Origin of the sequence: Parabacteroides sp. AF17-3 (genome assembly GCF_003635445.1) — a bacterium.
Taxonomy (GTDB): domain Bacteria; phylum Bacteroidota; class Bacteroidia; order Bacteroidales; family Tannerellaceae; genus Parabacteroides; species Parabacteroides goldsteinii.
In genome coordinates this window covers 281880-296043 of the sequence record NZ_QTMM01000005.1, presented here as the reverse complement: position 1 = coordinate 296043, position 14164 = coordinate 281880, and the positions used below count along the sequence as shown (strand labels likewise).

Sequence of the window (14164 nt, the reverse complement as noted above, 5' to 3'; positions counted from 1 at the left end):
CCAATCTTTATTTCTGTTTAAACTGTAATCTCGAATGGTGACCGCGACAGGATTCAAACCTGTAACCGGCTGATCCGTAGTCAGCTACTCTATTCAGTTGAGCTACGCGGCCATTGTTTCGTGATTGCGAGTGCAAAGGTAGTGTTTTCTTTTAAACTTGCAAGACTTTAGTACATCTTTTTTTCAATTTAATCTAACATTTTTGGATTGAAGATCAAGTAACCGATGTTCAGTCCGAAGTTGAAATTCTTTGCCGGATAACTATACCCATTGGCATACAGGCTGATAGAGGCAAAAGGTAACTGTAACACCAGAGCAGCCTCTCCCATGTACTTAAATGAATGAAGAAACTTGCCATAATAAGGAACCGCCATATAAGGATTGTCCGCATTAGTTTCTTTCTTTATTTCATATAAAGGAGCAAAGCCATACAAGTCCAGACGGAAATGAAGTAACTTGCTAAACTTATAAATTGGTGAAATGCCTGCTGCAAAATACTGATTAGCCCGGAAAGCCTCATTGAAAACAATCTGGCTATGTGGCGTGGGCGTAAAAGCCGGAGCCTGCAATACCGATGCCGTATAATTATTCATCAGGTTTTTGCTGGATATGACCACTTCACCCTGAAAACCCAGATTGAAACGGTTACTTAATGTTTCATAGTGCTGCCACTCCCCTTTTAATTGAAGCCAACTGTAAACTTTCTTTCTGATTGACTGACTTTGGGATGTAGGAGACGGATCATAATTCTCAGTACCTGTAACATATTGAGCGATCAGGAACTGTTTCCGCCCGGCTATAGGATATTGTTTAGCATCCAGTGAATTCCGTTCTATACTCAGCGAACCGCTGAACAGATTGTACCAGCTATGATCGAATTTTGAATTAGGAAACAACATATTATTACTCTGAAAATAATAATCATTCAATTGCCCGTATGCAAAACCGATTTCTGATTTTGCCCTGTTCAGGAACGGGAATCCCAGCTTGAGCTTCATATATAATTCTTTTTGTTTGATGAAGGCCGGTAACACATCTTCGTAAAACAGCGACTGACTTTCCTGATATCTTTTATCGGAATATACCCCCTGCCAGTTAAGATAGGTTGGAATCCTGGTCTGCAAATAGATTCGTCCGTTCAGCATAACTCCACTGAAAGAATTACCTACCTGAAAGTTAGAATTAACATCGGCGGCAAAACGGCCTAAATATTGATAACCCAATCCTAAAAACAATTGGTTTGCCTGATGCGATGAAATATTACCTCCGAAACCGACCGTTATTTCTTCTTTCATCTTTACATCCAGATAGAGGTCAAACTTTTTCTCCCTGCGATTGTAAACAGCATGGGGCATAATTTCCCGTATCTTCGAAGAAGTGAGCATCTTGAAATAAGCCCGCTTAAATTCTTCCATCGAAAATTCATGATTCATATCACGATGCAGTTGTGCCTCGATATACTTACGCTGCGATTCGGATACGCCGGTTACATATATATTCTGAAAGATCAGCGGCGGCAAACTTTCCTTATAAGCAACCCTGCGCATATTAACTTCCGTAAGCGGAACCCTGCGGGGCACTCTTTGCTTGATCGAGTCGATCATACTCATCGTACGTTTATAACCGATATCCATCAATTCCTTTGCTTTTTGAAAGTCCAGTAATGAAACAGTCGGGAAACTGAATTTAACCATCATGCCATCTTCTTCCGGAACATCATAATCCGTCTTCTGCATAATCATCGTTTCCAATTGATTATAAGCATTATTGGACGGCTTGTTATTTCCTCCGGCAACAGTCGATCCGAAAATAAAATCAGGATGAAAAGCCTCTTTCATCGGTCCGACAGGGAAATTATCGTAAATACCGCCATCAAACAGAGGAATGCTGTCTTTCCAGATCGGCTGGAAAAAGAAAGGGAAAGTCATGGAAGCACGGACAGCATCTCCCAGATCTCCGTTCTTGAATATGATAGCCTTTTTATTATAAATGTCAGAACCGACACAACGGAACGGGACAAACAGATTGTCAAAATTCCATCCGGCTTTAGCGGTAGCCTGCGAGAACAATGCCATAAACGCCTGATTCATCTGGATCGGATTGATAAGGCTTTGCGGTAAAAAGTTGGCCTTGATTTGCAATGAATCGGTCATATCAATAGAAAAATGGCCGAACTCAGGAGTCGGATCCGGTCTTTTAAAGTAATATTTATATTCATTTTCTACGGTACCGGTCTGCCAGTAACTAAATTCTTCTGATAACATTAATTCCAGCATCTCATCAGGAGAATATCCCATGGCATATAAACTACCTATAATGGAACCTATAGATGTACCGGTTATATAGTCAATAGGTATATCATTATCCTCTAAGGCTTTAATGACTCCGATATGCGCAGCACCTTTAGCTCCTCCACCACTTAATACCAGTCCCACCTTTTGCGCATCGGCCGCTTGCAGGACGATCAGCAAAAAGGTTACCAGAACAGCTACTTTCTTCATACTTTACTTTCTCTCAGTTTACAACTTCAAATGTAAAATTATTTTCTCAGACTACAAGGTGTGTGGCAGGCTTATTGTGTTAAGATTTAGTGCTACAATAGCGAAAATATTATGAAATTCAGCAGCATTCAGAGATTAATTAAAATATAAATGATAAATTTGCCGAAAATGAAAGGGTAAGACAAATAAATATCACTCTATGAACATACTTGTATTGATGAATTCTATACTATCGATGCTGCCAACAGGAACAGCAGGATACTTGGTGCTTATTTTGGCTCTCTTTATCCTGGTTGTTTTGCTAGCAATCAAAAACAGGAAACTCGTTTGTGAAAAGAAACAGTATAAAGACCTATTGGACGATATGCAGGAAAACAACAAAGAAAAAGAAGCGTTGTTCAGCCTCGATATCTTAGAGAATCTGCCTTTTCCCCTTTTTGTAAAAAATATCGACGATGATTATAAATATGTATTCTGGAATAAGGAAGCAGAGTTACAATCCGGTACTCCCCGGGAAGAGATAGTAGGACTTTCTGACTTCGACATTTTTGGTCCTGAACGAGGAATGCGATACCGGAAAATAGATGAACAACTAGTCAAAGAAGGGATAAATTACAGGGCCGAAGAAGATTACGTAACCCCGGACGGTGTTTTGCATAATACGATTGTAAATAAATCCATCATAGCCCATGGTCATAGTCATTTGCTGTTGGTTGCCCGTTGGGATATTACCCAAATGAAAGAGTACGAAAGGGAACTCATCAAAGCAAAAGAGAAATTGGAAGATGCAGCTAAAACCCAGAACATGGTGCTCGAAAGTATTAACTTCGGACTCATCTATATAGATAAAGAATACCGGGTTCAATGGGAATCTACCACAAACTTGCATAAAATAGCCAAAGGCCGGCGTTATACTCCGGGAAAGGTCTGCTATGAAACAGTCAGGGGAAGAACGGAACCTTGTCCCCGTTGCGCTCTCAGTGAAGCTATAACAAAAGGAGAATCGGTCCGCCACGAATTTACCGAAGGAGACACAACGGTAGAGATCAGTGCCATCCCTCTTTTTGACCATACAGATACCAACATTGTTGGCGGACTAATGAAGGTCGAAGATATATCCGATAAAAAAAGGATAGAACATTTGATGTTTGAGGTGAAAAGAGCAGATGAAGCCAACCGTTTGAAATCGGCTTTCCTGGCAAATATGAGCCATGAAATCCGGACTCCCCTCAATGCAATCGTCGGCTTTTCCAACTTACTGGCAGAGACGGATGATCCTGTAGAGAAACAAGAGTTTATTCATATCATATCGACAAACAACGAACTCTTGCTTCAACTGATCAACGATATCATCGATATGGCGAAGATCGAATCCGGCTCCCTGGATTTTACCTATTCTCAGATTGATATTAATGAATTAATGGAAGAAATTTGCAGCCAGATGATTTTAAAGAACAAATCCGAAGCTGTCAGCATTTCATTTGACGAGAAATTGCCTCAATGCCTGATTTACACAGACCGTAACCGGCTGATGCAAGTCATGATCAACTTCCTGACAAATGCCCTGAAGTTTACACCTAAAGGGTCTGTCTCTTTTGGGTATACGATCGAAGAATCAGGTAAAGCCATTCGTTTTTATGTAAAAGATACCGGAATAGGTATACCTCAGGATAAGAAAGATAAGATTTTCGACCGCTTTGTCAAACTGAATACATTCGCCCAGGGAACAGGTCTGGGGCTTCCTATCTGCGCCATGATTGCCGAAAAGTTCGGAGGAAGCATCGGAGTGGAATCAGAAGAAGGCAAAGGCTCTCTGTTCTGGTTAAGCATTCCAATGAAAGAATCTGAAGAAACCTAAAGTATTCCAAAGGCTGTGAACAAAAAAGGTGTTGGTATGTTTTCTTTTTCATACTTTTGCAACCTAAAATAAAGAACAGTCAATGTTTAAACATTTAATCGCTTTCACAGGAGTATTCCTGTTTGTCTCTGTTTTGCCGGGAAAGGCACAGAACTTAACGCCGAACGACACTGTCTCAAAAGAGGTTGTTATTGTTGATGGGCAACAGCTTAACGAAAAGCAATTGCAACGTTATTACCGTCAGTTACGCAAAGATTCCATCAGGGCCCATAAAAAGATCTGGTGGTCTGTCCTGGGTGGTCCGTCCTATACTCCGGAAGCCTCGCTAGGTGTCGGAGGTGCTGTACTGGCCAGTTTCAGGATGAACAAAAACGATACGATTTCGCAGCGTTCTTTCCTTCCGGCAGGAATCAACCTCTCAATAAACGGTACGATCGTGGTGGCAGGAGCCGGAACTTTCTTCTTTAACCAGAATAAGTTCCGTATTTATGCTAGCTACGGATACAGGAACGAACCGGTCCATTATTACGGCAAAGGCTATGGAACCATAGAACATGTAGACAGAAGCGATTCGACAACCCGTTACCATAGAAGTTATTTCCAAATATATCCCCGTTTTGTCTGGGAAATCCGTCCGCATTTTTACCTGGGAGGACTGTTCGATATCAACTTTACAAATGCATCGGATATAAATCCGGTGATGGAGCAAGACTACTATTTCAATCAGTTCAAACGGAAATATCTGAACGTGGGAATCGGAGGCTTGATTCAATACGACACAAGAAACGATGTCGCCACCCCCACAAAAGGAATCTTGTTAAGCGGGAATATGAAAGCATTCGGAAAATATCTCGGAGGTGCCTATAACTACGAAATACTGGAACTTGAATACCGGCATTTTGTGAATGTATTCCGCCCGAGAAGTACCCTGGCATGGATCGCTAAAAGTCAGATAGGCATGGGAGATGTCCCCTACTCCGAATTACCCTCTTTCGGTTCGCCCTTCGACCTGCGCGGATATTACTGGGGTAAATACCGGGATAAATCCATGGCCTATGGTATACTGGAATACCGCCATATGTTCGGTTCGCCAGCAAAATACAAAAGCGGAAACTTCTGGGCTAAATGCGGTTTTGTTGCCTGGATGGGAACCGGAACAATCGGTGACACTCCGTTCGACTGGGATAAATGGAAGCTGAATTTCGGTGCCGGATTACGTGTGCAAATGCAACCGGGCAAGAACTTCAGACTCGACATCGGTAAAGAGCCGGGGCTGGATGGAGTTCAGGTTTATATGAACATGACAGAGGCTTTTTAACCGAATCTTCATTTTAGTCTTAGTAGGCTATTTGTCAATCGATTACAGTTTCCTCGTAATTCCCTCGTTTGGAAACTGTAGTTCCCTTACAAGGAAACCAGCGTTTCCTGCTTAGGAAATTCTGAGGGAACTGCATAAAAAAACATCCGCCGTCATTAGTTAGAGTAAATGACGACGGATGTTTTTTATTTCGGTTCGCAAGTGTGTTCGTTAAAACGATAGCTTCATCGAGAAGCGTACACCTTTTGTCTGAATACCCGGATTATCGCGGTAGGTCAAACGCCAGACATAATCGAGACGAAGGAACTTAAAGATATTCTCAATACCTACTCCGGCTTCCATATAAGGCGTATTACCCAATGTATAAGAACCTTCCGGGAACAGATACAAATCTTTGCCACCATAGTAAGGATTATTCTTATCGGTCAGATGACCATACATTCCACGGAATGAAAGAACCTCTCTCCATTTCAGTTTCTTTATCAGGGGAAGACGGTTCAAAAGAAGTCCGTTCATAAAATAAGTAACGTCCCAGGATGCATACTCGTCGCTGATGAACTCCATCGCATTCATATTGGTGTATGATTCAGGCTGGATTGTATAGGATAAGTTCGCGTTCGGCAATATCAATAACGGATAAGGAACTTTGTCCCACACCTTACCTACTTTACCGATAATATCAAGATATCCGAAGGCCGAGAACCAGAAACGTTTCTGAATACCCAGGTCTGTACGGTTATAGGTATAGTCAGCACCTAACACCCCTTTTCTGGCAGTAATATGGTTCAATGTAATTACCGGAGCATCGAAAGTAATAGGATAACGATAGTTACGGGTCTGATAGAATTTCTCGTTCGGGGCATAACGGAATTTGAATTCCAGCTCCGTCATCGAGTAAGACTTTATAGGAGTAATGCGGCCATCTTCCTCTATCCGGTCGAAAACGGCATAGTCTGTCGAATATTCCTTTTTATTACGTAAAACCGCACCGTAAGCGATACCATTATAATGTTCGCGGTAATAAGTCAGTTCGGCATTTCTCAGATAAGTTGCACGGGTATCTCTCTGACGTTTCCAGGCCAGGAAGATATTATCTTTGTTGGTGTACATATATTGCTGTCCCAACTGGTTGATATCGTAAAGATATTCCAGACGGATAGAATTAACCGGAAATTCTTTACGGTATTCCTTCTTGTCATTGAATGAATACTCTATCAAGGCATCATACTTGATTTTCCGGTCTGTTGTACCATAAGCGGCATATCCTTCCAGGAATAATCTTTTACTGAAAGCAGTAGTAGTAGTTCCTCCGACACGGAAACGGGCTCCTTCGATCGCGTTACCACTGATAAAGGTATTGGCCGGTCCGAATTCGAATTTATTTTTAGCGGGGTCAGTGCTGGTTCCTATGTAACCGGAAGTCAGGATTGTAACAATTTTTTCTGTTACATAGAAAATAGGAACCGAACGTAACTTTTCCATCAATTTTTCAACCGTATTCTGTTTTCGTTTACCGGCTTCTTCCGGACGGTTCAAATCCCAGAAATCTTCTGTCTGCTTATAGGCGTTCTGCAATGTGATAATCGGAGCGCTCTCCTTAAATATCTCATCGCTTTCGGGCGGAAGGAAAGAATGGTTGCTGTATATGTTCAACCTTCGGGCATACATTCCCTTCGATTTTTCCGTCAGCTTGAAATCGACATTTATATCATCTTTGGTAATAATACGTGTACCATCTTCCGTCTTTTCGAATGTCTGCTCAATAGTCATTCCGCTGACGAAGTTCAGGTTGATGTTTTTAGGAACATTCAGGATTGCTTTCTTAACGAAATAAGTCGAATCGAGCGTAACGAAAAGATGTCCGGTAAATCCGAAACCTTCAGAAACGAAAGGAACGAATCCCAGGTCTACACATTTCTGTCCGTTCACATCCAGGGTGTCAAGTAAATAATACTTATAAAAGTTCGGCCCCATGCTAGACAACGGGCTTACAAAACGTTGCAGGAAAAGAGGAATATCATTCTTGAAGATATCCACCTCACGGAACACCTCTCCCAGAAACTGCTGCATACCATCCCGTGAAAATATTTCATCTACACCGGCCGCCTTTGCTCCCAGCACGACTCTTTTTTCTACTTTAGGATCTTTCCGATAGAAAATGCCTTCCACCTTTTCTTTCTCCGACACTGGCAAAATGGTCTTTCCGACATCCAGCGTATCGATATAATCGATCAGAAAATCGAATTTCCCGCCCTTACCATTCTCTTTTTTAGGTTTCGGCTGATAATCGTTCATCGCGAAAACCATCTTTTCATATTGGCTGTAACTGAAATAATCATGATTACGGGGATCATTACTTTCGCGAGATTCGATAACCTTCTTGACAAAAGCCACGGCTGGATTTTCTTTCTTGCTATACTTCTCTTTCTTCGGCTTTACAATGACTTCACCCAAATCAATACTGGAAGGGGCCAAAGGTATTTTAAAATAATTCTTTTTACCTATAGCCACTTTCAGTTCTTTTTCGGTATATCCCAGATATGAAACGGACAGAGTCCGTGCATTGGACGAGGTAGTCAACGTAAACTTACCGTCATCATCAGTCGTTGTCCCGATAGTTGTACCTTTCAGTATAACTGAAACATATGGTAACGTTTCTCCTGTAATAGAGTCCGTTACTATTCCACTTATTATAGTGTTCTGGGCTTTTGATGCAAATGCAACCAAAACAAGTGCCAGAATAAAAACAATCTTTTTCCCCATTATTTTATTAACTCCCTCGTTAAACTCCGCAAAATTATAACAGATTCTTTTTTATGAATGTTCCAAATTGAACCGATTATATTCCAATTGACAACAAATCTCACTTAAAAGACCCAAAATAGATGTTTTAAAATGAATTTATACTACTAATAACAAAATTCCTTCTTTCCGTAACGGGAAGTTTCGGGACTTCAATCAATGTATATCCTGCATCTTTGTAGACATCTTTCATTACATAATATGTATCTATCGCTTCATTAAATGATTGTTTACGTTCTTTATCCGTATGATATATATTTTCCCAGGGAGGAAGTATGAATACCTGCCTGTTATACCTGTATTTATCGACTGCCAATTCTATTTCTTTCCGGTCGGTTAACCCAATCAACCTTGCATATGCCAGTGTATCAGGGATTCCTCTGTCAAAAAATAATATGCCTTCATTTTCTTTATGAGCCAGATATGATTCAACAGAACGTTCCAGCATCATACTGGTATATAAAACGGTATCTTTCCAGGGCAATGCGTCTCCACCCTGTTGCTGTTGTTCTTTGATAATATCCCGTGCTACTTCTTTTACTGTTTGATATCCAACTATTTTAAGTTCTTCAATTAATGATGTTTTACCCGTTCCTGGTCCACCGGTAATAACATACAAGCCTGTTTTTATCAACATGATTTGTCTTTTTATGACTATTATGCCAAAAGGAAATACAACCCGGAAGAAAAGCTGTTATAACCGGAATTGTAGATGCAAATATACTGGATTATTTTTTTAAACCTATCAATTCACTCTTAAATTTAACATTTCACTTTTGTTTTCTCTTATCAATCTTTCTACCTTTGTACACGAAAAGGGGTGCCATACTGTAAACGGGCTGAGATTATACCCTGTGAACCTGATGCGGGTAATGCCGCCGTAGGAAAGACAGACAAGGCTTTTCCCTCCTTTCGTGTGTAAATATGAAAACAGATACATTATATCGTTATCCGACTGCGTTAACCATTGCTGGTTCCGACAGCGGCGGAGGAGCCGGGATACAGGCAGATATTAAAACATTCTCTGCATTGGGAGTTTACGGAGCTTCCGTAATCACCTCCATTACGGCCCAAAACACACAAGGTGTCAGAGGCATACAAGCCATCTCTCCGGAAGTCTTGAAAGGCCAGTTGGATGCGGTTTTTGAAGATATTACCATCGATGCTGTCAAAATAGGAATGCTGCATAATAAAACGGCGGCAGAAATCGTCGTAAATGCAATCGATACTTATTCACCGTCGCGTATTATCCTGGACCCGGTGATGATTTCGACCAGCGGTAATAAATTATTGCAGGATGATGCCATAGACATCATTGTCCGGGAACTGTTCAAACGGACATCGCTGGTCACTCCCAACATCGACGAAGCTGAATTCCTGTCCGGAATGAAGATAACTTCCGAAAAAGAGATGTGCCTGGCGGCAGAGAAGTTGCTGTCTTTAGGTTGCCGTGCCGTATTAATGAAGGGAGGGCATTTAAAAGGAAAAGAGATGACTGATATATTATATGTATCGGAGGCATCCCCTCTCCGGCTTTCGGCGGAAACTGTAATTACGACCAACGGCCACGGCACCGGTTGTACGTTGTCTTCTGCTATTGCCGCTTACCAGGCTTTGGGTAAGAGCCTGCCGGATGCCGTCAGACTGGCTAAAGAGTATATAACAAAAGCGATTACTGAAGGGAAAGATGTACGGACAGGACACGGGCATGGTCCCCTGAACCATTTCTTCGCTCCGGTTCCTTTAGTAAAAACAGAGATAAAAGGATAGTATGAAGCTGTTCGTAATCACAACTCCTTTCTTTTTTGAAGGGGAAAGCCGGATAATAACCCATTTGTTCAGGGAAGGAATGCAGCGTTTACATCTGCGCAAACCCCAAAGCGACATCGACAGGTTTCGTCTCTTACTGGATGCTATCCCTGCCGAATATCATTCACGGATTGTGTTGCACGAGCATTTCGAACTCACAACCGGATACCGGTTGGCCGGAATCCATTTGAACAGCCGGAATAATACCCTGCCGGAAGGTTTTGCCGGAAGCATAAGCCGTTCATGCCATTCCTTGCAGGAAGTGCAGGATAACAAACAGTTGGATTATGTATTTCTGAGCCCCATCTTTCAAAGTATATCCAAAGAGGGATACGGAAACGGCTTTCCGATGGAGAGATTACGGGAGGCGGCTGCTTCGGGCATAATCAACGAAAAGGTAATTGCCCTGGGTGGAATAGAAGAAAAGAACATTCCGCTGATTGCCTCCTTACATTTCGGTGGAGCTGCCATTCTGGGAGCTTTGTGGGGCAAGGCCCCTTCTGTAATAAACGAGACATCTATAATAAAACGATACAAACAACTGGATATATGGCAATAGAATATCATTTGCGCAAGCACGAAGATAAAGGACAATTTATTCCACAGGGCAGTGGTGAACGCCTGATGTTTATAACCCACGGTACTTCTAAATACACGGAACGGGAAGAAGTCAAAATGGTTCTTGACGGCGGTTGTTCATGGGTACAGCTACGGATGAAAGGAAACATGAATATTTTTACAGCCAGGGAAATCGGGCAACTAATCAATGAGCATACAAACAAATGCATCTATTGTATAAACGATAATGCACGGATTGCTTTGAGATGCGGGGCGAACGCTGTTCACCTGGGGAAAGAAGATATATCAGTATCCGCCGCATGGGAAATGGCAAAAGAGCAGTTATTTCCGGACGAAACCTTCTATATCGGCGCCACCGCCAATACCTTTGAAGATATCGAGCGTGCTGTCGGACAAGGAGCTTCCTATATCGGCCTTGGACCATTCCGTTATACAGAAACGAAAAAGAAACTCAGTCCCGTTCTCGGTCTGGAAGGATACAGAAAAATAGTGCAGCAATGTAAGGAGGCTGGCTATAAAATTCCGATATTTGCAATCGGAGGAATCTGCCTGGAAGATGTTACCCCGTTAATGGAGACCGGAATTACCGGAATAGCCGTATCGGGAGCGATTATCCATGCAGAAGACCCCGTAGAAGAGACCCATCGTTTTATTAATGAGATAAATAAATATTAAACATACTGTAATGGCAAGCAAGAAAAACATGCGTATTACCTATCCCGCATCGGAAAAGATATATATCCCGGGCGAAATCAACAAGATAAAAGTGGGTATGCGTAAAATCAAACTTCTGGATACCGTCACTATCGACGAAAACGGAGAGCAAGTTTTCAAGAAAAACAATCCGGTGATTGTCTATGACACAAGCGGTCCTTTTTCAGACCCTAAAATAAATATAGACATAAATGCCGGTATTCCCCGTATCCGCGAAGAATGGTGTTCGAAACGTAAGGATATCGAACAACTGAGCGAGTTGTCTTCCGAGTATGGCCGTGCCCGTCTGGAAGATAAAAGTCTGGATGAGATACGTTTTCCGAAGCGTCACCTTCCCTACCGTGCCAAAGAAGGTAAGAATATCACCCAGATGTATTATGCCAAACGACGTATCATAACTCCGGAAATGGAATATGTGGCCATACGTGAAAACCAGCAAATCGAAGCATTGGGACTGAAATCTTATATCACTCCCGACTTTGTCCGTAAAGAAATTGCTGCCGGACGTGCCATCATACCGTCCAACATCAACCATCCGGAAGCGGAACCGATGATTATCGGTAAGAAGTTTCTGGTGAAAATAAATACCAATATCGGTAATTCGGCCTTGTCTTCCGGCATCAGTGAAGAGATTGAAAAAGCGGTGTGGAGTTGTAAATGGGGTGGCGATACCCTGATGGACCTTTCGACGGGTGACAATATTCACGAGACACGTGAATGGATTATCCGTAACTGTCCGGTTCCGATGGGGACAGTTCCTATTTACCAGGCTTTGGAGAAAGTGAACGGAAATGTGGAAGATTTGAACTGGGAAGTATATCGCGATACATTGATTGAACAGGCTGAACAGGGTGTGGACTATTTCACCATTCATGCCGGACTATTGAAAAAACATATCGATTTGACAGCGCCCCGCTTATCAGGTATTGTTTCGCGTGGTGGTTCCATTATGGCTAAATGGATGCAGCTGCATAATGAAGAAAACTTCCTGTATACCCATTTTGCAGAAATATGCGATATCCTGAGCAGATATGACGTTGCTGTGTCTATCGGCGACGGTCTTCGTCCCGGTTCCATCTATGATGCCAACGATGCAGCGCAGTTTGCCGAACTGCATGCGATGGGCGTATTGACAAAGATTGCCTGGGAGAAATTCGTTCAGGTTATTATCGAAGGTCCGGGTCATGTCCCGATGAACAAGATTCATGAGAACATGAAAGAACAGCAATATGCCTGCCACGGTGCCCCGTTCTATACATTAGGCCCGTTGACAACGGATATCGCCCCGGGATACGACCATATCACATCGGCTATCGGTGCCGCACAAATTGCCTGGTATGGCACAGCTATGATTTGCTATGTAACCCCGAAAGAACACCTGGGATTGCCAAACAAAGAAGATGTACGCAACGGAGTGGTTGCCTATAAGATAGCCGCCCATGCCGCCGACCTGGCAAAAGGACATCCCGGAGCACAGGTCCGTGACAACGCATTAAGTAAGGCACGTTTTGATTTCCGTTGGAAAGACCAGTTCAACCTGTCACTCGACCCGGAACGGGCTTTGCAATATTATAAGGAAAGCGCTGTTACCGACGGGGAATATTGTACGATGTGCGGTCCGAACTTCTGCGCCATGCGTTTAAGCAAAGACCTGCATAAGGAATGTAAAGAATAAAACTGTTATAGGGCGGCTGTCAGGGCCGTCCCTATTAACCTTTCAGCCAAAGCATATCCTTCATTATATAACGCTTCCAGCTTTTCCAGATTATTTTCTGTTCGCGTCACCTCTATTTTGTTTTCAGGACGAATCACGAATGCTTTACCTTCGGCTTCCAGTTGGTCGATATAATCGAGTACTTCATTATAACGTTTATACCTCAGTTTGAGCTGTTCCCGTATGGCCGGATATTTTTTATAGATGAATCCCGGCAGATAAAAGTTTTTATCCTTTTTACGGTATCCTTTATTTCTTGTGAGGATTATCACATTCTTCCGGAAACCGTCATCAATAGCCCTCTGGATAGGAATGGCATCACAAACTCCGCCATCGACCATCGGGACGCCGTCCACATAGGCAACCGGACAAAGAACCGGCAATGTGCAGGAGGCACAACAAATATCTACCAGCCTGTTTTTATCTTTCTTCTCTTCGAAATATTCCGCCTTCCCGGTCAAACAGTTACTGGTAACCATCACGAAACGTTCTTTCGATTTAAAATAAGTATCGTAATCCAGCGGATAGTATTTATCAGGATAAACATAGAATAAATATTCCATATCGATATATCCCTTGCCGCGCAGGAAATGGCGGAGACCGATATAATTATACTTTTTCAATAAATCTATATTGCCGAAACGCGAACGTCCTCTCTGCCGGGACGCATAAGATATGCCGTTACTGGCACCAGCCGATACCCCTATCGTATAAGGGAACCAGATATTGTGGTCCATAAAACAGTCCAATACTCCGACCGTAAACGTGGCACGCATCCCTCCGCCTTCCAATACAAGTCCTGTCTGATTATCTATTATCATAATTATTAAATTTAAAAAGCCATTGCCTGGCTCACACCGGACAATGGC

The 14164-nt window shown here is 42.4% G+C and carries 10 protein-coding genes, 1 tRNA gene and 1 riboswitch; of the genes, 6 read left to right on the top strand and 5 right to left on the bottom strand.

Features of this window, described 5'->3' with window-relative positions; all coding sequences use genetic code 11:
* Positions 1-35 precede the first annotated feature (35 nt).
* Together DWW91_RS08880 and DWW91_RS08875 are read right to left on the bottom strand one after the other, a co-directional pair.
* Positions 36-112 (bottom strand) — tRNA-Arg (locus tag DWW91_RS08880).
* Positions 113-188: 76 nt separating this feature from the next.
* A complete protein-coding gene (locus DWW91_RS08875) occupies positions 189-2501 on the bottom strand; it encodes a patatin-like phospholipase family protein (protein WP_122327498.1) in 2313 nt (770 codons plus the stop codon).
* A gap of 199 nt (positions 2502-2700) precedes the next feature.
* Here DWW91_RS08875 and DWW91_RS08870 point away from each other — a divergent pair, with 199 nt between their 5' ends.
* Both DWW91_RS08870 and DWW91_RS08865 read left to right on the top strand, forming a co-directional pair.
* Positions 2701-4359 carry an ATP-binding protein gene (locus DWW91_RS08870; protein ID WP_122327497.1) on the top strand — a complete coding sequence of 553 codons (1659 nt, stop codon included), beginning with the start codon at positions 2701-2703 and terminating at the stop codon, positions 4357-4359.
* A gap of 82 nt (positions 4360-4441) precedes the next feature.
* Positions 4442-5677, top strand: coding sequence for a BamA/TamA family outer membrane protein (locus DWW91_RS08865; protein ID WP_122327496.1), 1236 nt, complete (start codon positions 4442-4444; stop codon positions 5675-5677).
* Positions 5678-5887: 210 nt separating this feature from the next.
* Here the strand turns inward: DWW91_RS08865 and DWW91_RS08860 are convergent, their stop codons facing one another.
* Together DWW91_RS08860 and DWW91_RS08855 are read right to left on the bottom strand one after the other, a co-directional pair.
* Entirely contained in the window at positions 5888-8440 is a 2553-nt protein-coding gene (locus DWW91_RS08860; protein ID WP_122327495.1) for a DUF5686 family protein, read from the bottom strand.
* A gap of 127 nt (positions 8441-8567) precedes the next feature.
* Positions 8568-9116 (bottom strand): AAA family ATPase, encoded by a 549-nt coding sequence (locus DWW91_RS08855; RefSeq protein ID WP_007656730.1) that lies wholly within the window; start codon positions 9114-9116, stop codon positions 8568-8570.
* 169 nt (positions 9117-9285) lie between these two features.
* Positions 9286-9383: riboswitch (TPP riboswitch) on the top strand.
* Between the two features lie 20 nt (positions 9384-9403).
* Here DWW91_RS08855 and thiD point away from each other — a divergent pair.
* The 4 genes from thiD to thiC are packed head-to-tail and all read left to right on the top strand — an operon-like array spanning position 9404 to position 13256.
* On the top strand, positions 9404-10249 hold the full coding sequence (gene thiD / locus DWW91_RS08850) for a bifunctional hydroxymethylpyrimidine kinase/phosphomethylpyrimidine kinase (RefSeq protein WP_122327494.1): 846 nt from the start codon (positions 9404-9406) through the stop codon (positions 10247-10249).
* Between the two features lies 1 nt (position 10250).
* Positions 10251-10847 (top strand): thiamine phosphate synthase, encoded by a 597-nt coding sequence (locus tag DWW91_RS08845; RefSeq protein WP_007656733.1) that lies wholly within the window; start codon positions 10251-10253, stop codon positions 10845-10847.
* Positions 10838-11542, top strand: a complete 705-nt coding sequence (locus DWW91_RS08840; protein ID WP_122327493.1) for a thiamine phosphate synthase — start codon at positions 10838-10840, stop codon at positions 11540-11542. The genes DWW91_RS08845 and DWW91_RS08840 overlap by 10 nt, the downstream gene beginning before the upstream one ends.
* A 10-nt stretch (positions 11543-11552) precedes the next feature.
* Complete coding sequence (gene thiC / locus DWW91_RS08835) at positions 11553-13256, top strand: phosphomethylpyrimidine synthase ThiC (RefSeq protein WP_122327492.1); 1704 nt, start codon at positions 11553-11555, stop codon at positions 13254-13256.
* A gap of 5 nt (positions 13257-13261) precedes the next feature.
* Here the strand turns inward: thiC and DWW91_RS08830 are convergent, their stop codons facing one another.
* Complete coding sequence (locus DWW91_RS08830) at positions 13262-14116, bottom strand: patatin family protein (protein WP_007656737.1); 855 nt, start codon at positions 14114-14116, stop codon at positions 13262-13264.
* Positions 14117-14164 lie beyond the last annotated feature (48 nt).